The organism is Macrococcus brunensis (genome assembly GCF_022343725.1).
Lineage (GTDB): Bacteria > Bacillota > Bacilli > Staphylococcales > Staphylococcaceae > Macrococcus > Macrococcus brunensis.
In genome coordinates this window covers 1,303,794-1,322,402 of sequence record NZ_CP092179.1, presented here as the reverse complement: position 1 = coordinate 1,322,402, position 18,609 = coordinate 1,303,794, and the positions used below count along the sequence as shown (strand labels likewise).

Sequence of the window (18,609 nt, the reverse complement as noted above, 5' to 3'; positions counted from 1 at the left end):
CGTCTTATTTGTTTTAATATTAAAAGATAAAGTGAGAAGCGGGGATTTATTTTGAGAAGATTGAAAAAGGAATCAAATGAGCTCAGACAGAAGCGGACAACACAGCGTCGTCTGAATGTGCTTTTTATTGCAGTGATGACACTCATGACACTGCTGATCCTCAGACTGGGATATTTACAGATAGTCAAAAGTGAGAATTATAAGAAAGCAGTAGCGAGTAATGAGAATATCGTTATCAATGAATCGGTACCAAGAGGACGTATTTATGACCGGAACGGTAAACTTTTAGTTGATAATACGGCGAAAAAATCTATCACCTATACACGCGGCAGAATGACGACAACATATGAACTTCTAGATACAGCAAAGAAATTGTCTAAGATTATCAATATGCCGACTGATAAACTGACTGATATGGATAAAGAAACTTATTTTATTCAGACACATCCGGAAGTCGTTGAAAAATTAATGACTAAAGAATCAGAACAGTTTCAAAATGACATGATCACACAGCAGCAGTATGATGATATTTTATATAAAAAGATTGCACCGCGCGTAAAGCTCTCTAAGAAAGAACTTGAAATCGCAGCCATTTACCGGGAGATGTCTGCCGGTAGTCAGTTAACCCCTCAGACGATCAAAAATGAGCATGTAACTGAAAAGGAATATGCACTCGTTTCACAAAATCTTGCCAAGTTACCAGGCATTAATACAACGATGGACTGGGATCGTAAATATTTATATGGTAATACTCTGAAAACATTGTTTGGTAAAGTGACATCAAAAGAAGAAGGTCTGCCAAAAGATAACATCGATTATTATTTAGCGCGAGGCTATGCCCGAAATGATCGTGTGGGACAAAGTTATCTGGAATATGAATATGAAGATGTGCTTCGCGGTCAAAAGAAAAAAATGCGCTATGTGACTGATAAGTCGGGGCAGATCACAAGTTCAGAGATAATTGATCCGGGATCCAGAGGAAACGACTTAGTTCTCTCAATTGATATAGAGCTTCAGCAGAAAATTGAAAAAATGATTGATAAGCATATTGCTATTTTGCGCTCTGAAGGTGCTAAAACAATGGATAAAGTACTGGTAGTCGTACAGGATCCGAATAATGGGGATGTGCTTGCGCTAGCAGGACGGCAAATAGAGCCGAACGGCAGAATCTCAGATTATCATTATGGCACATTTACTTCTCAATATGCAGTAGGCTCTTCCGTAAAAGGGGCTACTTTGCTGACAGGTTATCATCAGAATGCCATTAAGCCAGGCGAAGAAATGGTGGATGAACCAATGTCTTTTGCAGGTGGAATGACGAAGCGTTCATACTTCAACCAGGATGGTAAGATAACAATCAATGATAAAGAAGCATTGATGCATTCATCAAACGTCTATATGTTTAAAACAGCACTTAAAATTGCTGGTATGAATTATTCACAAGGCATGTCGTTACCTAAAGATATCTCAGAAGCAGGACGTATTCTAAGAACAGGTATGAATCAATTTGGTCTGGGAGTAAAAACAGGCATTGATCTGCCGAATGAAGTAGTCGGTCAATCTGGTAAACTGACAGACAATGCCGGTAATTATCTGGATTTAGCGATCGGACAGTATGATACCTATACACCACTTCAGCTATCCCAATATATTTCGACGATTGCAAATGATGGCAGCCGGATTTCGCCACACGTCGTAAAAGAAATCCGAACACCTTCTAAAACAGAGACCCTTGGGCCTGTCAAAGAAGTGGTGAACGGTAAAGTACTCAATAAAATCAATAGTACACCTACTGAAATGAGACAGGTGAAATCTGGCTTTGATATGGTTTTCAACCAAATAGAAGGAACAGGGTATAATAGCTTTCACAATACAACTGTTAAATCAGCCGGTAAAACAGGAACTGCTGAGGTATTCCAGAACGGAGAACCTAGAGTAAATGCAACTTATATCGGCTATGCACCAGAAGACAAACCAGAAATCTCATTTTCAATCATCTATTCCAACCAGCCGGTGCCACCGCCATGGTTACCAGGCGGAGATTTGGGTAGAGATATAATAAATAGCTATTTCTCAACGAAAAAGTAAACAATTATAGTAAAGGTAATCCAGAATCATATTTGGGTTACCTTTTTTATTTACATAATCTTTACAATAGATTCATCTTTAATTAATAAAGCTATTGTAGAGTTAAGTTGTAATAAAAAAACAAAAAATATTTTCTGTCTACATTTGGGAGGAAACTTAGAAATGAAAAAATGGCAATTAGTAGGTTCTACTACTGTATTAGGTACTGCATTATTCTTAGGAGCTTGTGGCGGCGCAGCTGAAAAGTCTGAAGACACTGGCAGCAAAGATGCTAAATCAACTGAGTCAACTGAATCAGCTGATACAGCAACTAAAGATCTTAAAGGCGAAGTAAAAGGTGACGGTTCTACAACAGTTGCTCCAATCGTTGAAAAAATTAATGAAGAATTTAATACACAATATCCAGATGTAACAGTTTCTGTTGGTACTTCAGGTACTGGTGGCGGATTCGAGAAATTCATCGCTGGCGAAACTGATTTCTCTAACGCTTCTCGTGATATCAAAGACGAAGAGAAAAAAGCATTAAAAGACAAAAAAATCGATTACACTGAGTTCAAAATCGCTAACGACGGTTTAACAGTAGCAGTTAACAAAGACAACGATTTCGTTGACTACTTAACTTTTGACGAACTGAAAAAAATCTACTCTGGTGAAGCTAAAACTTGGAAAGATGTTCGTGCAGATTTCCCAGCTGAAGAAATCAAAGCATTCTCTCCAGACCAATCACACGGTACTTATGACTTCTTCAGTGAAGAAGTATTAGACAAAGCTGATATCAAAGCTGAGAAAAACGCTGACACAAACGTTATCGTATCTTCAGTTAAAGATAACAAAAATGGTATCGGATTCTTTGGTTACAACTTCTACCAAGAAAACAAAGACAGCTTAAAAGCTGTTAAAATCCAAGGTAAAGATGAAAAAGAACCAGTTGAAGCAACTGAAGAAACAGTTAAAGACGGTTCATACGCTCTTAGCCGTCCGTTATTCATCTATGCTAAAAACGAATCACTTAAAAACAACGAAGCATTCAAAGAATTCATGAAGTTCACTCTTGAAAAAGCGGGTCAAGCATCTACTGATTCAGGTTACGTAGCACTTGAAGACAAAGACTACGAAGCAGACCTTAAAAAATTAGACGAAGTAAAATAATTTTAACAAAAAATTTTTTAGGGGCGAACCTCGTTCGCTCCTTTTTTTAAAATTAAGGAGTAAAAAACTATGAGAGAAAAACTTTCAGTTCAACAGATGATTGAACAGAATAAGGGAAAGGGATCAAAAGCATTCATTGAAAAAATGGTTCCGTTTATTCTGTTACTGATCGCATCTGTTTCAGTTTTAACAACAATCGGTATATTGGTTACTCTGCTTACTGAAACTATCACATTCTTCTCCCGAATTCCTCTAATGGAATTCTTGACAGAAAAAGACTGGAATGCTTTCAGTAGTGATCCGAAATATGGAATCTGGGCATTGATTTTAGGGACGCTTAAAGTTACTTTTATCGCTACTCTTTTTGCAGTACCGGTCGGACTTGGCGCTGCACTTTACTTAAGTGAGTATGCTAGTGATACAGCAAGAAGAATCATCAAACCAATTCTTGAGATTTTAGCGGGTATTCCTACAATCGTATATGGTTTCTTTGCATTAACATTCGTTACACCTATTCTACGTTCTATCTGGCCTGACTTAGGCAGTTTCAACTCAATCAGTCCTGGACTTGTCATCGGTGTTATGATTATCCCGATGATCGCTAGTTTAAGTGAGGATGCGATGAGTGCTGTACCACAGGCAATTCGTGAAGGTGCGCTTGGTTTAGGTTCAACTAAACTGGAAGTCGCGCTTAAAGTAGTATTCCCAGCAGCATTATCAGGTATCCTGGCTTCAATCGTATTATCTATTTCACGTGCAATTGGTGAGACGATGATTGTTTCGCTGGCAGCAGGTAGCTCACCTGACTCGTCATGGAGCTTAACAGGATCTATTCAGACAATGACAGGGTTCATTGTGCAGGTTGCAACAGGTGATGCAACATTCGGAACAGATATCTACTATAGTATTTATGCAGTCGGTTTTACTTTATTCTTATTTACTCTTGTGATGAACTTTATTTCTCAATGGGTAACGAACCGATTCAGAGAGGAGTATTAAGATGCAATTAATTGATCAGCAGAAAGTAGATGGCAAACTCTCTGGAAGACTTTCTAAAAATAGTATCGTTAAGTTTATTTTTCTTTTATGCACGTTAATCGGTTTAGTTGTACTGGCCGTTCTGTTATTTGATATACTTCGTAAGGGTGCTGGTTATTTAACGCCTGCATTCTTCCAGAACTTCTCTTCTTCAACACCATCTAAAGCCGGTATTAAAGGTGCCTTAATCGGAACTTTATGGCTGATGATGACGATTGCGCCTATCTCAGTTATTTTAGGTGTAGGGACAGCTATCTATATGGAGGAATATTCAAAGGATAACTGGTTCACTCGTTTTATCCGCATCAATATTTCAAACCTTGCCGGTGTTCCATCAGTTGTCTTTGGTTTATTAGGATTAACTTTATTCGTACGTGGCGCAGGTATTGAAAGCTTATCATTAGGTAAATCCGTATTAGCAGCTGCCTTAACAATGTCGTTAATGATTCTGCCTGTTATTATCGTATCAAGCCAGGAAGCTATAAGAGCAGTACCGGGTGCGATTCGCGAAGCAAGTCTTGGTTTAGGCGGAACAAAATGGCAGACTATCACTAATGTTGTCCTTCCTGCATCTATTCCGGGTATCCTGACAGGAACGATTCTTGCGCTATCTCGTGCACTAGGCGAAACAGCACCCCTTGTAGTAATCGGTATCCCAACTATTTTCCTTAAGACACCTGACGGTATAATGGACCGTTTCCAGGCTTTGCCGATGCAGATATATACTTGGGCTAAATTACCTAAAGCAGAATTCCAGAACTTATCTTCTGCAGGCATTATTGTTTTATTAATTATCTTAATCGCGATGAACTCAATCGCTATCTATATTCGTAATAAATATCAGAAAAAATACTAATCCTTTGAGAGGAGCGTTAATATGACGCCAGAAACATTGAAGACTAATGAAAAAATCGTCGTCACTGCACCATCTGCTTCAACAGCAGTTACTACATATGATCAGTCAGGCAATCAACCTGCACAAAAGAATATCGTTTATCAAACGAACAATTTAGATTTATGGTACGGAGATCATCATGCCCTTCAGAATATTAACCTGGATATTATGGAAAATGAAGTAACAGCCATTATCGGGCCGTCAGGTTGCGGTAAATCAACTTACATTAAGACGCTTAATCGTATGATTGAACTGATTCCTAGTGTTAAAACTTCAGGTGAAATTCTTTACCGTGGTGACAATATCTTTGATAAGAACTATAAAGTAGAAAAGCTGAGAACACGTGTAGGGATGGTCTTTCAAAAACCTAACCCATTCCCAAAATCGATTTATGATAACATTACTTATGGACCGAGAATTCATGGTATTACAGATAAAAAGATTCTTGATGAAATCGTTGAGAAATCATTGCGTGGCGCAGCGATCTGGGATGAAACCAAAGATCGTCTGACTCAGAATGCTTACGGTTTATCAGGGGGACAGCAACAACGTATCTGTATCGCACGTTGTTTAGCGATTGAACCAGATGTAATCCTGATGGATGAGCCTACTTCAGCTCTTGACCCAATCTCAACGCTCAAGGTTGAAGAACTGGTTCAAGAAATCAAACATCAGTATTCAATCATCATTGTTACGCATAATATGCAGCAAGCGGCTCGTATTTCTGATAAAACTGCCTTCTTCTTAAATGGTTATGTCAATGAGTTTGATACAACGGATAAAATCTTCTCAAACCCTGCTGATGAACAGACAGAACGATATATTTCCGGGAGATTTGGTTGATATGCGCGAGTTATACGAAGAAGCTCTGAATCACTTGACAGAAACAGTGCATATGCTTGCAAAGGAAGCTTATCATTCTATCAGTAATTCAATGGATGTTTTAGGTAATGATAACCTTGAAGCTGCAAGAATGATTATCGCACATGATCAGGAAATCAATGCGATTGAGCACGATGTCAATGATCAGGTGATAAGCTTGATTACAAAACAGCAACCTATTGCCACTGATTTAAGAGTAATTATGGCGAGTATAAAAATTGCTTCTGAATTAGAGCGGATTGCAGACAATGCCAGTAGTATCGCTAAAATCAGAACACGTGTTAAGTTTGAAGATGAATACATTCTTGCGCGTTTGAAAACGATGGGTAAACTGAGCATGCTGATGCTGGTTGACCTTGAAAATGCCTATAGAAGTAAAGATGTCAGTTTAACAAAAGAAATCATTGAGAGGGATTCAGATATTAATGATCTTTATAAAGAAATTGTGAATACCACCTACTTAATTGACAATGATCCATTTGTGGCAGGTCAAGCTCAATTAGCCGGTCGTCATCTTGAACGTATAGGAGATCATATTACTAACATAGCCGAAAATGTTTATTACTTCATTACTGGTGAACAATTCGATCAATACGAAAAATAACACTGGAAAATTGAATTAATAGGTGTTATTATAAAAAGGTCGTATGTAACAAAGAGTAAGGAGGGAATAATATGCGCGTTAATGTAACTTTAGCATGTACAGAATGTGGTGAAAGAAACTACATCACTAAGAAAAATAAACGAAATAACCCAGAGCGTATCGAAATGAACAAATTCTGTTCACGTGATAACAAAAAAACTTTACACAGAGAAACAAAATAAGAGCAGACACTTTTGTGTCTGTTCAGACTGTAGACAAACTCATTTTCAAAATGGGTTTGTCTTTTCTTTTTTTTCGAAAAATAATAAATAATGATTTATCGGTGTATTTATAGCGGGTTCCTTCATGGTCAGGCACCAAGAAGTTCGCCATTTTCTTTAAATTCATACAGGCAAAAATAAGCGTGGTCTCCATCGTGACTTTTTTGATTCCTCTGAATCGAGTCCAACGGAGTCCAAGCTGTTCTTTCGCGTCTGCGAACCTTCTTTCTATCGTCTGACTTCTGAGACGATATTTATCTTTTATCGTATCAACAAAACGAGGTCTTCGACAATATCAAGTTCATCCTGCCAGATATGTCTTGTTACCATTTTTGTTTGGGTCTGACTCTTTGTACATACACTAAGCAACGGACAGTTTTTGCACACGCTGGAATCAGACATATATAATCGGTAGCCGTCACTATCAGTCCTTTTATATTCCAACAGCTGGTTATTTGGACATAGATATGCATCATAAGCTTCATCATATATAAACTCGGTTTTATTTATTAAGTCCTTCGGACCTAAAGGACGTTTGTATGGCATGGCTGGAAAATAAATCTTTCCAGCAGGTATTTAGCGTTATGCGGAGTCTTATATCCAGCATCAACTGCTAGATATCTGGGTAATATATCTTTTACTTCTAATCTATCAATCATCTCAGGGAGTTGAGTACTGTCATGTACATTTCCCGGGGTCACATGAAGGTCAACTATCCATCCGTTTTGATCACAACAGACATGTCCACTATACGCAAACTGTTTTTCTCTTTCACTTTTAACATAATATCCAGCCTCAGGGTCTGTGGTACTTACTTTGATAGTTTTAGTTTCTATCTCATCCTCCGGCTTTATAGGCTTTTTTCCTTCAGATTCTCTGATTTCGTTTATTTCTTTTTCAAGTTCATCCTGATAGTGTTTTGCGGTCTTTTCAATTTCATGTTTTTCATATTTATTTTTATTAGCGTTGGCTTTTATGTGAGTTGAATCTATGAAGAGAGAGGTGCTATCGACTAGGCCATTTTCTTCAGCCGTCTTTAGAATTCTTTCAAAGATTTCGTTGAAAAGTGTGTTATCGCTGAAACGTCTTACATAGTTCTTACCGAAGGTAGAAAAATGAGGAACCTTATCCATTACGCCAAGGCCAAGATACCATCTGTATGCAAAGTTTGATTCTATCTCTTTAATCGTCTGTCTCATTGATTTGATCTCAAACAGATGTTGTATCAGGACTATCTTGATTAGAATGACTGGATCAATGCTAGGTCTGCCATTATCAATCGAGTACTTATCTTTAACCAGATCATATACGAAAGACAGGTCGAAGACCTGATCAACCTTTCGGAGTAAATGATTGGGTGGCACAAGATCTTCCAGACTGTACATTTCAAGTTGATTTCGCTTTTGGTTTGTATACTCTTGATCAGACATCTTAATCAATATAATCACCTGCTGAATTTATTTCTTATATTTTAACAAAAAAAGACTGTAAACATAATCTCCGGAGGAGACTTTGTCTACAGTCTGAACAGACACTTTTGTGTCTGTTTTTTTTTATTAGCTGAATATTTCATGTATAATTATAGATGAGGTGACAGATATGAATAACAAAGAATTGAAAAAAGGGATACGTAAAAAGGTTATTTCGTACTTGAAAGAGACTGATAAATATTTAGCTGAGATAGAGTTACTAAAAACATTATTTAATTCGACTGAATGGCAGAATGCTGAGTCCATTGGAGTGACACTAAGCATGGATCATGAAGTCAGTACAGAAAATATTATCAGGTTTGCGCTGATTGAAAATAAAAAAGTATATGTGCCAAACTGTGATTATCAAAATAAAACAATGGATTTTGTGAGATTTCATTCACCGGCTGATTTACATAAAGACGAAAAAGGGATACTGGCAGTTGAAAATCCGACCGAAGTCAATAATGAAGTCGATTTACTATTGGTTCCCGGCCTCGGTTTTAACACGGATGGCTACCGCGTTGGTTATGGCGGGGGATATTATGATCGTTTTCTCTCTTCTTTTAACGGGCGAACAGTCAGTGTTATCTTAGATGCACAGATTATGGATATACCGATTGATGATTTCGATCAGCCTGTTCATCAAATTATCACTGAAAAACGTACCTTTACTGGAGTACGTCGATGATTACTTCTAAACAGCTTCTGGAGACGATTTATAAAATTAGTCGCTACTCTGATTTTAAGCTTGTAAAATTGGATGAGCTGCTACTGATTAATCAAAAATCAAAGAAAGCAATTCGTTTTGTCAAAGAAAAGCAGAACGTTCAGTCACTGGATTTTTTGATACAGAAAACACAGCATCAGATTAAAGAAATCCTAAACTTCAATCCTGTAAAAATTGATATCTATTTAATCAATCAGCCTGTACCCGCTGACTTTAATAATTCCACTATAAAAGTCCATAGTCTGTCAAAATACAGTGAACTGAGACATATAGATGTATCACGACAATATCAGGTATTTAGCCGGATAAAAGGTCGGCAATCTGAAAATTACTATTATAAACGACTGATGGCTGATAATGACATAGATCGAGCCATGTCAAAGTTCAGTCCGGTCACAACGATATTGATTGTGTTAAACGTCCTGATTTTTCTTATCAATTTAATGATTTCGTTCAGTAACCCTTCAGGAAACTTGATTGAAAAAGGTGGACTCAGTCATTTTAATTTTGTACACGGAGAGTATTATCGTGTATTCACATCCATCTTTCTCCATTTTGATTTTTCACATATACTCCTGAACATGCTGTCCCTTTATATATTCGGAAAACTGACAGAATACCTTTTTGGGCCGCTTAGGTTTTTGCTGATCTATCTCATAAGTGGTCTAATAGGCAATTTACTTTCCTTATCCTTCGAGACTACAGCTCTGTCGGCAGGCGCAAGTGGGGCTATTACAGGACTTTTAGGCGCGTTATTTGTCTACATGATTATCAGTAAAAGGTTTGAGAAAAAATTGCTTATACAGACAGCAGTCGGCCTCCTCATCTTCTTACTGATGAGCAATCTTTTTGGCCGAGTCAATAACTGGGCACACTTTGGGGGGCTTTTCGGGGGCTTCTTTGTAGCCTTGATGTTTAAACAGGCCAGACTCTATTTTTATATGATGACAGCGGGACTAGCACTTATCATCATTTTGCTGTTAATGAACACATTTAGTCAGAGCGAAGAGAATATTTATAATCATAAAGTGCAGGCTGCCATGGTACATGGAGACTTTAAAGAAGCGGAAAGTATGGCTAAAGATATTTTTGCTAAAGGTTATGAAGATGCAGATACTTATCGTTTATACGGGCTTCTGCTGGCCAATAATCAATCCTTGGCAGAGGGAATAGCGACCTGGCAGACAGGATTGAAACGCTATCCAGAATCAGCTGTTCTTAATTATCAGATGGCGCTAGCCATGCGGGCAAATGATGATTATAAAAAAGCGCAAAGTTATTTTAATAAAGCGGAAAAATATATGTCAGCAAAAGAAACTAAAGAATTAAAAAATGAGTTGAAAGTATTTGGTGAGTAGAAATGAAATCATTTTACGATGTACAGCAGCTCCTAAAAAAATTTGGACTGATTATTTATTTTAAAGATGAACATAATACCATTGAAATGATGAATCAGGAACTAAAAGATATCCACCAGAGTGGATTGATCTCAAATGAAGACTTTATACAAGCACGGCTTATTCTAAACCAAAGAAAGATGGGAAAACTATGATTATACTGGCAGCAGATGTCGGAGGCACGACATGTAAACTAGGGGTATTAAGTGAAGACCTTGATATTCTTCACAAATGGGAAATACCGACCCATACAGAAAATGATGGCGATAGAATTCTGCGTGATATTTATGAGTCTTTTAAGAAGAATGCGAGTCTTAAAAATTATCAGCTTGAAGATGTGAAAGGCATTGGTTTAGGCGTACCGGGGCCGGTCGATTTCGAGAAAGGCACTGTGAATGGAGCTATCAATCTAAACTGGCACGGTGTTAAGCATGTACGTGATGAATTTGAAAAGTTGAGCGGCAAGCCTGTATATATTGATAATGATGCCAATGCGGCGACGCTCGGTGAGAAGTTTAAAGGAGCAGGCCAGAACGAACCTGATGTTGTCTGTATCACGCTCGGAACTGGTGTTGGCGGAGGTATTATCGCCAATAATGAACTCGTACATGGACATAATGGATCTGGTGGCGAAATTGGTCATTTCAAAGTCGACACTAAAGAGCGTTTCCAGTGTAACTGTGGAAGACGGGGATGTTTAGAGACGGTTGCCAGTGCGACGGGCGTCGTCAATCAGACTTATTACTACTACGAAGAACTTCAGTTTACAACGGTTCTGCAGGAAGCGATCGAAAACAAAGAAGTTCAGGCGAAGATGGTGTTTGATGCTGCAAAAGAGGGGGATGAGTTTGCGACCTATATTATTCGTAAAGTCGCAAACCACCTGGCATATGCAATCAGTGTCATCAGCGTTATGACGAATCCGAAATATGTCATTATCGGTGGCGGCGTCTCTAAAGCAGGACAGTTTCTGATTCAGCATATTGAGTCAGCTTACAAAAAAATGACGTTTAAGCCTGCAATTGAGGGTACAAAGATAGTAACAGCTGAACTGGGCAATGATGCCGGTATTATAGGTGCAGCTGGATTGATTAAACAATATGTGAAATGAGGGTCCAAAAATGGCAATAGTAGATGTAGTCGTAATACCACTGGATGAGAAGTCGGTCAGTGTCAGTCAATATATCGCAGACATTCAGACGATTTTAAAAGAGAAAAAAGAAGCGGGTTTAATTGACTATCAATTAACGCCGATGAGTACACTCATTGAGGGTGAGTTATCAGTTCTTCTGGAAGTGATTGGTGAGATTCATGAAGCGCCGTTCAATAAAGGTGTTAAACGGGTCTGCACGAATATTCGTATAGATGACAGACGAGATATCTCGCGAAAAATGGCTGATAAACTGGACTCAGTGAATAAACATCTCAAATAAAAAAAGACGATGAAAATCGTCTTTTTTTTAGTGATGTAAAATTGGATAGCCATAAGTCAGCATAGTCGCGATAGAGAAGAAACCGAATGATGTAGCTGCGAGCAAGCCGAAGATAATGCCTAATATGTTTTTTGTTTTAAAAGAATGCATAAGTCCTTTGAGTGCAAATAAGAAAACTAAGAACATTAAGATAGCGAAAATATTAACACCGATATGAATATCGATACCAAAAAGTTTGCCCAGTTTGCCTGAATCAATAAATGGCATAGTACAACCCCCAACATTATTTCATTTATTATCACTCATTATTGTATAATTAATGTTAGGTTTTGTCGAGTGTAATTTTAAGGAGTGGAATGAATGAAAGTACATGCTTTAAGCTTAGGACCTGTTCAGACGAACTGCTATATCATCGAGAATGAAGAAACTCTGTTAGTCATTGATCCGGGTGCTGAATTCGAAAAGATCAACAGTTTGATACAGAATTTAAATAAACAAGTAGAAGCAGTCCTATTGACTCATACACATTTTGATCATATCGGTGCTGTTGAAGACCTTGTAGATGCTTTTCAAGTCAAGGTTTATGTAGCAGAAGAAGAGAAATACTGGCTGTCAGATCCTGAATCAAATGGCTCAGAGAAGTTTAAGTCATATGGACTGGAAGAAATCGTGGTGAGAGTGAAGCCTGAGATTTTACGTCCGGGGCAGAAGACCCTTGGTTCATTCAAATTTGATGTGATGCATACACCAGGACATTCACCGGGTAGCCTGACTTTTGTTTTTGAAGATTTCGCTGTCGTGGGAGATACGCTGTTTAAAGAAGGTATCGGTAGAACAGATCTTAAAGAAGGCAATCTTCAGACGTTGATGAACAGCATTGACGAACTCATGTCATTGCCGGAAGATACAGTGATTTATCCGGGGCATGGTCCAAAAACAACGCTTGCTTACGAAAGCGACCACAACCCATTTCTATAAAAAAAATCCTCAAGTTATCTTGAGGATTTTTTTATTTATGCATACCGAAACCTGGTTCCAGTAGGAATGTAGAATAATAAGTAAATCCTACGAAACAGATAACTAAGTAAGCTGCAAAGATATACATATACATTCTTTCAGTAAGGTTTAAGTAGCCAAGAAGAATGAAGAAGCCAGTCTGTGCTACGAAAATAAAGGCAACGATATCCATGCCGCCTACATAGAACATTACTGCAAAGATAGCTGTCCAGAATCCTAAAGTTTTATAAACTTTATCCATTTAGTGCTCCCCTCTCTGATCAATCAGTTCATGTCACTTATTATTATAAAGTTTGTCACATTAGATGTAAACCTAATTTTCACTTCTAAATATAGGTAACTCTGACGTCAATTAAGGATGAAAAAATTTATTCAGCCTTTATTTTGTCCACAAAGAAAAGAATAAGGGTTTTTCTTCGATTATTAAGTAGGGAGGGATTTATGAAAGAAAAAGTAGATGAAATTATTTCAGCAGGTATTAAAAGACAGGCGTCAGATATTCATTTTGTCCCATCAGCAGAACATATCTATTTAAAAATGCGTATTGAAGGTGTAATTGAGAGAATATCAACGATGGACCACACGACATACGAAAAAATATTAGCATACTTGAAGTTCGTCTCACAGTTAAATGTCAGTGAAAGAAAAACTTCTCAGAGCGGTATGCTGCAAGTTACCCATGAAGATACTCTTTATCATATCCGTATTTCTACATTACCTCAGTCAGTGGGCAGTGAAGCAGCTGTGCTACGACTATTGAAAGCAGAATTCTCTGCAGAACCCCTGATAGACAATGAACTTCTGTTTCAGATGATGAAACTTTCGCACGGACTTATTCTCATGACAGGACCAACAGGAAGCGGAAAAAGCACATTGATGTATCATCTCCTTGCTTATGCACGCGATAAACTGCAGAAACAGATTATCACGATTGAAGACCCAGTTGAACAGACTTTGCATGAGACTATACAGGTCAACGTCAATGAAAAAGCAGGTATTACTTATCAAAGCTCATTTAAAGCGATACTGCGCTGTGATCCTGATATTATCATGATCGGGGAAATCAGAGATGATGAGACCGCAAAACAGGTCATTAACGCGGCGCTGAGTGGCCACTTAGTACTTTCAACCTTGCATGCGAACAACTGTACAGGAGCTATCGAGCGTCTTATGGAAATGGGTAACAATCCATCTGAGATAAAGCAGGCCGTTCAGCTTATCACTAATCAGCGGCTGATCAGAATGCGAACTGGCAGGGAGCTAGTACTGGAGATGTTCAATCAGCAGCAAGTAGAAGAATATTTCTCGAATCAAGCTGTGGATCATTACATCTCTATCGCTGAACAGCTGGAAACGCTCTATCATTCACAGCAAATCACTTTATCAGAACTGGAGAAACATCGTGTGGTCAACTAATCGACTAAAACAGTTCGAAGATGATTTTTTACTCAGAACTGCAGAGCTTCTGGACAATGGTTTTACTTTATATGCTGCTGTTCAATTTTTATTCAGTCAGTACGACGGTATAAAACGAGATATTAAAGAAGAGAGTCTGTTGCTGCTGGAAAATGGCAGACCGCTCAGCGATGTTCTCACTCATCTGAAATATAAGAATCACATCGTATTACAGGTTTATTTTGCAGAGCAGTATGGTGATATCAATCGGTCACTAATGGAATGCCATCAGTATAATCAGTCTCAGAAGACAAGCAGGCAGCAATTTTTAAAGACCATTCAGTATCCTCTGATACTTATCTCCATTTTCTTTGGACTTATCATGGTGGTCAATCAGACCGTTCTTCCGCAGTTCAAGAATATGTATGATTCAATGGGTATCGCTATTTCTCCAGAACTAACTTTTATGACTACCATCCTCTTTTTACTGCCTAAATTACTGATTATTCTGCTGGTCTCTTTCTTTTTATTGGTAGCAGGATATATGCTTATTTTTAGACGTGCAGAGATTGAACGTCAACTATGGCTTCTAAAACGCGTACCGATTATCAATAGTCTGCACCGAAAATTGCTGACCTACCGCGTCAGTAGTGAACTGTCATTCTTCTTAGCGAATGGCATCGCAATGCTGAAAATCATAGAGATTTTTAAAAGTCAGGATAAAGATCGGCTCCTGAAATATATCGGAGAAGAAATCGATGGCTCATTACTGAGTGGTTATTCACTTCCTGATGCTGTCACTCGTCTTAACTTACTTGAACCATCACTGATTCATTTCATTCAGCATGGTGAACAAAATTCTAAACTGGAGATTGAACTTAAATATTATTCAGGATATATCTTTAAGAAATTTGAAAACCAGATCCTGCAATATATTAAGTGGATACAGCCCATTGTTTTTATGTTACTTGCATTACTTATCATCACTTTATACTTGGTCATCATTTTACCGATGCTGCAAATGATGAGCGGCATCCAATAACAGGAGGAAGCATATGAAAAGTATGACAATGAAATTCAAAGCTATGGTCAAGCAGAGTTTTCGTACAGATGAGGGTTTTACGCTCATAGAAATGCTTTTGGTTTTATTAGTTATTTCAGTTCTTATCATCGTTATTATCCCTAACATCGCTAAACAGTCTGATAATGTTCAGTCAACTGGATGTACCGCTCAGGTCAAAATGGTTCAAGGCCAGATGGAAGCTTACAAACTGCAGACAGGGAAAACACCGACTAATGTTCAAGATTTAGTGCCCGATTTTCTGAAGGAAAATCAGACACAGTGTAAGAATGGCAAGACCATCAATATCGTTAACGGTGAAGCGGTTGCGACCTCTTGATCAGGCATTCAGTTATATAGAGATGTTGCTCGTCATGTTAATCATGCTTATCATGATTCACATGATGAGCTATCATCTGTTTGATGCGAAGAAGGCAGACGTTGATGAGACAAACCAGGAACTTTTAGCAGTCATCAATTACTATCAGACGTTGGCAGTTTCGACTGGACAATCTATTACAATGACTTTTCTGCCTGGCCAAAAAGATATATTAATTAAATCTACACAGCTCGGCATCAACACGCGTTATCGTATTCGTAACGGCTATATTTATAGTGGAAACAACTCGACCATTACCTTTAAAGGGGAACTTGCGAGTAAAGGGGCCACCATCACATATTTTGTTAATAATCAGCGATTTCAATTAATCTTTCAAGTTGTGAGAGGAAGAATCCGTATTGAAAGCCAGTAAAGCATTCTTATTAATAGATGCGATGCTCAGTCTCGCTATCACTTCACTCATTTGTATGATGCTCTTACCTATGCTGCAGAATATGAGTCAGCATTATAGAGATTCCTATACAGAACTACAGACATACCGGCAAGTATTGATTGAAGTTAGAAGGGGTGAAGGCATTTATGAGCACAATAATAAACTCTGTACCGAAAACCACTGTATCAGCAAAAGATGAGGGTTTTACTTTGCTGGAAATGCTTCTTAATTTAGCTATCGCAGTCATGCTGATTAGTCTGTTTCCACTTATTATCACTAATATCAGTATTTTTAAAGCTTCGGCGCAAGATAACTATGATATCAATGTTGAGCTTTGTCTTCGTGATTTAATAGCAGAAACTAAAGATATGCGTCTTGTAGCGGTCAATAAAGAACTGCTTGCAAAAGAAGAAGACACTTATAGAACATATAACTATTCTTTTGATGGATTAAGAATTATTCGAAAAGCTGAAAATTCAGGTTATGTTATTCTGATGGAACGTGTGAAGTCAGCACGCTTTTATGAGCAGAATGGTTCATTTTATCTGGAAATGACTTATCAGGATAAATGGAGAGTGATTCATGAAGTTTTTCAGATCAGATGATGGGCTGATGTTTCCGTTCGCACTCATTCTGTTAGCTATTGTTTTATTTTATGTTGGTTCCTATAGTGTCAGGTATACGGTAAAATTAAATACATTGGATAACTTGAAAGATTATTATTATCAGGAAATCATATCAGAAATCAGGAGTGAATAAATGACGATTGTACTAGTGGGGTTTATGGGCGCAGGAAAAACAACGATTGGTAAAAGACTTGCTCAAATATTAGACAAGCCTTTTATTGATCTCGACAGTTATATAGTAGAAAAAGACGGCCGCAGCATTGCTGAAATATTTAAAACTGAAGGGCAGGAGAAATTCAGACAGCTTGAAGTCTGTGCACTGAAAGAATGTCTGAGTCAGGATGCTGTACTGGCTACAGGGGGAGGAGTCATTGAAACTCCTGAAAACATACATATGCTAAAAATGAATCAAGTGAACATCTGGCTGGATACAGATATACAAGAATTATATTCAAGAATAACAGATGATGAAAGTCGGCCGAACGCAAATGGCCGGACATTTTTACAAATTAAAGAGTTGTACAACAGGAGAGTTTCACGATATAATGAAATCGCATTCATGCAAGTAGATTCTAGTAGATGTGTCGATGATTGTGTAAGAGAGATTATGGATAGTCTTGCATCGTTATAGTCACTTTATTACAATTTAACTGTATGTCTTATTAGTAATAATAAGATAATTTCATTTAATGGAGGAGAAACAATGACAGAACTTAAGAAAACCCCTTTGTATGACAAATATATAGAAGATGGTGCTAAAGTAATTGATTTTTCTGGCTGGGCACTGCCTGTTCAATTCTCCAGTATTAAAGAAGAACATATTGCTGTACGTGAAAATGTCGGCATGTTTGATGTCAGTCACATGGGCGAGATTATAGTTGAAGGCGAAAAAGCATTAGATTATCTGCAGTACGTCCTGACAAATGACATCTCTAAAGTCACTCAGTCTCAAGCTATTTATGCAATGATGACAAATGAACAAGGTGGCGTAGTTGACGATCTTGTTGTTTATCAGTTAGAAGATAATAAATATTTATTAGTTGTCAATGCAGGAAACACTGACATCGACTATAAATGGTTAACAGACCACAAAATTGATGGCGTAGAAGTGAAGAACGTCTCAAGTGAATATGGTCAGATCGCTGTACAAGGTCCTAAAGCTAAAGAATTAATGGAAAAACTCGTTACTGTAGACATCAGTGAACTTAAAATGTTCGGTTTCATCCAGGACGTTGAGTTATTCGGTAAAACAGTCATTCTTTCACAATCTGGTTACACAGGTGAGCATGGTTATGAAATCTATTGTTATGCACAAGACACAGTAGATATCTGGAATGGATTACTTGAAGCTGGAGTAGTTCCTTGTGGTTTAGGGGCTCGTGATACATTACGTTTAGAAGCTGCTCTTCCATTACACGGTCAGGATATCACGCCAAACATTTCTCCAATTGAAGCAAAAATGGGCTTCAGTGTTAAGTTACAAAAAGGAGACTTTATTGGCCGTGACATCATCGCTAAACAAAAAGAAGATGGTCCAGCACGTCGCTCTGCAGGTCTTGAATTATTAGAACGTGGTATTGCACGTACAGACTATGAAGTCTTCAATAAAAATGACGAGAAAATTGGTTACGTGACAAGTGGTACTCAATCACCTTCATCTGGCCGTTCAATCGCATTAGCTTTAATCGATATCAAGGAAACTGAAATCGGTAACGAAGTGTATGTTCAAGTCAGAAAAAATAAAGTACCCGCTAAAGTCGTAAAAACACCATTCCATAAAAACTAAGGAGAGA

23 protein-coding genes and 1 pseudogene are annotated in these 18,609 nt (G+C 37.9%); 21 read left to right on the top strand and 3 right to left on the bottom strand.

What is annotated here, in order from left to right; translation table 11 throughout:
- Positions 1-48: 48 nt before the first annotated feature.
- The 7 genes from MGG13_RS06905 (at position 49) to rpmG (ending at position 6,877) form a co-directional block, all read left to right on the top strand.
- Entirely contained in the window at positions 49-2,088 is a 2,040-nt protein-coding gene (locus MGG13_RS06905) for a peptidoglycan D,D-transpeptidase FtsI family protein (RefSeq protein ID WP_239035690.1), read from the top strand.
- Between the two features lie 162 nt (positions 2,089-2,250).
- On the top strand, positions 2,251-3,237 hold the full coding sequence (locus tag MGG13_RS06900) for a phosphate ABC transporter substrate-binding protein PstS family protein (protein ID WP_239034406.1): 987 nt from the start codon (positions 2,251-2,253) through the stop codon (positions 3,235-3,237).
- A 69-nt stretch (positions 3,238-3,306) separates the two neighbouring features.
- Complete coding sequence (gene pstC, locus MGG13_RS06895) at positions 3,307-4,236, top strand: phosphate ABC transporter permease subunit PstC (RefSeq protein WP_133431598.1); 930 nt, start codon at positions 3,307-3,309, stop codon at positions 4,234-4,236.
- A gap of 1 nt (position 4,237) precedes the next feature.
- A complete protein-coding gene (gene pstA, locus MGG13_RS06890) occupies positions 4,238-5,131 on the top strand; it encodes a phosphate ABC transporter permease PstA (protein WP_239034405.1) in 894 nt (297 codons plus the stop codon).
- A gap of 21 nt (positions 5,132-5,152) precedes the next feature.
- Complete coding sequence (gene pstB / locus MGG13_RS06885; RefSeq protein ID WP_420827889.1) at positions 5,153-6,013, top strand: phosphate ABC transporter ATP-binding protein PstB; 861 nt, start codon at positions 5,153-5,155, stop codon at positions 6,011-6,013.
- Entirely contained in the window at positions 6,006-6,656 is a 651-nt protein-coding gene (gene phoU, locus MGG13_RS06880) for a phosphate signaling complex protein PhoU (protein WP_165983083.1), read from the top strand. Before pstB ends, phoU begins: the two co-directional genes overlap by 8 nt.
- 71 nt (positions 6,657-6,727) lie before the next feature.
- Positions 6,728-6,877 (top strand): 50S ribosomal protein L33, encoded by a 150-nt coding sequence (gene rpmG / locus MGG13_RS06875; protein ID WP_133428994.1) that lies wholly within the window; start codon positions 6,728-6,730, stop codon positions 6,875-6,877.
- 139 nt (positions 6,878-7,016) lie between these two features.
- On the opposite strand, the pseudogene MGG13_RS06870 reads toward rpmG, so the two are convergent.
- Positions 7,017-8,346 (bottom strand): annotated as a pseudogene (locus tag MGG13_RS06870) (IS1182 family transposase); the annotation flags it as partial.
- A gap of 169 nt (positions 8,347-8,515) precedes the next feature.
- Here MGG13_RS06870 and MGG13_RS06865 point away from each other — a divergent pair.
- Genes MGG13_RS06865 through MGG13_RS06845 form a run of 5 tightly spaced genes read left to right on the top strand, consistent with a single transcriptional unit; the run spans position 8,516 to position 11,945 of the window.
- Positions 8,516-9,076 (top strand): 5-formyltetrahydrofolate cyclo-ligase, encoded by a 561-nt coding sequence (locus tag MGG13_RS06865; RefSeq protein ID WP_133432016.1) that lies wholly within the window; start codon positions 8,516-8,518, stop codon positions 9,074-9,076.
- A complete protein-coding gene (locus MGG13_RS06860; RefSeq protein ID WP_239034404.1) occupies positions 9,073-10,473 on the top strand; it encodes a rhomboid family intramembrane serine protease in 1,401 nt (466 codons plus the stop codon). Before MGG13_RS06865 ends, MGG13_RS06860 begins: the two co-directional genes overlap by 4 nt.
- A 2-nt stretch (positions 10,474-10,475) precedes the next feature.
- Positions 10,476-10,667 carry a YqgQ family protein gene (locus tag MGG13_RS06855; protein ID WP_239034403.1) on the top strand — a complete coding sequence of 64 codons (192 nt, stop codon included), beginning with the start codon at positions 10,476-10,478 and terminating at the stop codon, positions 10,665-10,667.
- A complete protein-coding gene (locus tag MGG13_RS06850; RefSeq protein WP_239034402.1) occupies positions 10,664-11,623 on the top strand; it encodes an ROK family glucokinase in 960 nt (319 codons plus the stop codon). The genes MGG13_RS06855 and MGG13_RS06850 overlap by 4 nt, the downstream gene beginning before the upstream one ends.
- Before the next feature lie 10 nt (positions 11,624-11,633).
- Entirely contained in the window at positions 11,634-11,945 is a 312-nt protein-coding gene (locus tag MGG13_RS06845; RefSeq protein ID WP_133432012.1) for an MTH1187 family thiamine-binding protein, read from the top strand.
- 27 nt (positions 11,946-11,972) lie between these two features.
- Here MGG13_RS06845 and MGG13_RS06840 read toward each other — a convergent pair whose 3' ends face one another.
- A complete protein-coding gene (locus tag MGG13_RS06840) occupies positions 11,973-12,212 on the bottom strand; it encodes a DUF2759 domain-containing protein (RefSeq protein ID WP_239034401.1) in 240 nt (79 codons plus the stop codon).
- Positions 12,213-12,305: 93 nt separating this feature from the next.
- On the opposite strand from MGG13_RS06840, the gene MGG13_RS06835 reads away from it, so the two are divergent.
- Positions 12,306-12,923: an MBL fold metallo-hydrolase gene (locus MGG13_RS06835; RefSeq protein ID WP_239034400.1), complete on the top strand. Its 618-nt coding sequence runs from the start codon at positions 12,306-12,308 to the stop codon at positions 12,921-12,923.
- Positions 12,924-12,954: 31 nt separating this feature from the next.
- Here MGG13_RS06835 and MGG13_RS06830 read toward each other — a convergent pair whose 3' ends face one another.
- Positions 12,955-13,203 (bottom strand): DUF2626 domain-containing protein, encoded by a 249-nt coding sequence (locus MGG13_RS06830; RefSeq protein WP_133432009.1) that lies wholly within the window; start codon positions 13,201-13,203, stop codon positions 12,955-12,957.
- Positions 13,204-13,403: 200 nt separating this feature from the next.
- On the opposite strand from MGG13_RS06830, the gene comGA reads away from it, so the two are divergent.
- From comGA to gcvT, 8 genes are all read left to right on the top strand, one after another.
- Positions 13,404-14,378 (top strand): competence type IV pilus ATPase ComGA, encoded by a 975-nt coding sequence (comGA, locus tag MGG13_RS06825; protein ID WP_239034399.1) that lies wholly within the window; start codon positions 13,404-13,406, stop codon positions 14,376-14,378.
- Positions 14,365-15,399 (top strand): competence type IV pilus assembly protein ComGB, encoded by a 1,035-nt coding sequence (gene comGB / locus MGG13_RS06820; RefSeq protein WP_239034398.1) that lies wholly within the window; start codon positions 14,365-14,367, stop codon positions 15,397-15,399. Before comGA ends, comGB begins: the two co-directional genes overlap by 14 nt.
- A gap of 43 nt (positions 15,400-15,442) precedes the next feature.
- Positions 15,443-15,757, top strand: coding sequence for a competence type IV pilus major pilin ComGC (gene comGC, locus MGG13_RS06815; RefSeq protein WP_420827917.1), 315 nt, complete (start codon positions 15,443-15,445; stop codon positions 15,755-15,757).
- Positions 15,708-16,169 carry a hypothetical protein gene (locus MGG13_RS06810; protein WP_239034397.1) on the top strand — a complete coding sequence of 154 codons (462 nt, stop codon included), beginning with the start codon at positions 15,708-15,710 and terminating at the stop codon, positions 16,167-16,169. Before comGC ends, MGG13_RS06810 begins: the two co-directional genes overlap by 50 nt.
- Positions 16,156-16,389, top strand: coding sequence for a hypothetical protein (locus MGG13_RS06805; RefSeq protein WP_239034396.1), 234 nt, complete (start codon positions 16,156-16,158; stop codon positions 16,387-16,389). The genes MGG13_RS06810 and MGG13_RS06805 overlap by 14 nt, the downstream gene beginning before the upstream one ends.
- 19 nt (positions 16,390-16,408) lie before the next feature.
- On the top strand, positions 16,409-16,795 hold the full coding sequence (locus MGG13_RS06800; protein ID WP_239035688.1) for a competence type IV pilus minor pilin ComGF: 387 nt from the start codon (positions 16,409-16,411) through the stop codon (positions 16,793-16,795).
- 154 nt (positions 16,796-16,949) lie between these two features.
- Complete coding sequence (locus tag MGG13_RS06795) at positions 16,950-17,447, top strand: shikimate kinase (protein ID WP_239034395.1); 498 nt, start codon at positions 16,950-16,952, stop codon at positions 17,445-17,447.
- 72 nt (positions 17,448-17,519) lie between these two features.
- Positions 17,520-18,602, top strand: a complete 1,083-nt coding sequence (gcvT, locus tag MGG13_RS06790; protein ID WP_239034394.1) for a glycine cleavage system aminomethyltransferase GcvT — start codon at positions 17,520-17,522, stop codon at positions 18,600-18,602.
- Positions 18,603-18,609: the final 7 nt, after the last annotated feature.

Bases quoted from the DNA above. Each gene is read 5' to 3' on its own strand.
- MGG13_RS06900 (WP_239034406.1), top strand. From the start codon at position 2,251: ATGAAAAAATGGCAATTAGTAGGTTCTACTACTGTATTAGGTACTGCA.
- pstC (WP_133431598.1), top strand. From the start codon at position 3,307: ATGAGAGAAAAACTTTCAGTTCAACAGATGATTGAACAGAATAAGGGA.
- pstA (WP_239034405.1), top strand. From the start codon at position 4,238: ATGCAATTAATTGATCAGCAGAAAGTAGATGGCAAACTCTCTGGAAGA.
- pstB (WP_420827889.1), top strand. From the start codon at position 5,153: ATGACGCCAGAAACATTGAAGACTAATGAAAAAATCGTCGTCACTGCA.
- rpmG (WP_133428994.1), top strand. From the start codon at position 6,728: ATGCGCGTTAATGTAACTTTAGCATGTACAGAATGTGGTGAAAGAAAC.
- MGG13_RS06865 (WP_133432016.1), top strand. From the start codon at position 8,516: ATGAATAACAAAGAATTGAAAAAAGGGATACGTAAAAAGGTTATTTCG.
- MGG13_RS06860 (WP_239034404.1), top strand. From the start codon at position 9,073: ATGATTACTTCTAAACAGCTTCTGGAGACGATTTATAAAATTAGTCGC.
- MGG13_RS06855 (WP_239034403.1), top strand. From the start codon at position 10,476: ATGAAATCATTTTACGATGTACAGCAGCTCCTAAAAAAATTTGGACTG.
- MGG13_RS06850 (WP_239034402.1), top strand. From the start codon at position 10,664: ATGATTATACTGGCAGCAGATGTCGGAGGCACGACATGTAAACTAGGG.
- MGG13_RS06845 (WP_133432012.1), top strand. From the start codon at position 11,634: ATGGCAATAGTAGATGTAGTCGTAATACCACTGGATGAGAAGTCGGTC.
- MGG13_RS06840 (WP_239034401.1), bottom strand. From the start codon at position 12,212: ATGCCATTTATTGATTCAGGCAAACTGGGCAAACTTTTTGGTATCGAT.
- MGG13_RS06835 (WP_239034400.1), top strand. From the start codon at position 12,306: ATGAAAGTACATGCTTTAAGCTTAGGACCTGTTCAGACGAACTGCTAT.
- MGG13_RS06830 (WP_133432009.1), bottom strand. From the start codon at position 13,203: ATGGATAAAGTTTATAAAACTTTAGGATTCTGGACAGCTATCTTTGCA.
- comGA (WP_239034399.1), top strand. From the start codon at position 13,404: ATGAAAGAAAAAGTAGATGAAATTATTTCAGCAGGTATTAAAAGACAG.
- comGC (WP_420827917.1), top strand. From the start codon at position 15,443: ATGGTCAAGCAGAGTTTTCGTACAGATGAGGGTTTTACGCTCATAGAA.
- MGG13_RS06810 (WP_239034397.1), top strand. From the start codon at position 15,708: ATGGCAAGACCATCAATATCGTTAACGGTGAAGCGGTTGCGACCTCTT.
- MGG13_RS06800 (WP_239035688.1), top strand. From the start codon at position 16,409: ATGCTTCTTAATTTAGCTATCGCAGTCATGCTGATTAGTCTGTTTCCA.
- MGG13_RS06795 (WP_239034395.1), top strand. From the start codon at position 16,950: ATGACGATTGTACTAGTGGGGTTTATGGGCGCAGGAAAAACAACGATT.
- gcvT (WP_239034394.1), top strand. From the start codon at position 17,520: ATGACAGAACTTAAGAAAACCCCTTTGTATGACAAATATATAGAAGAT.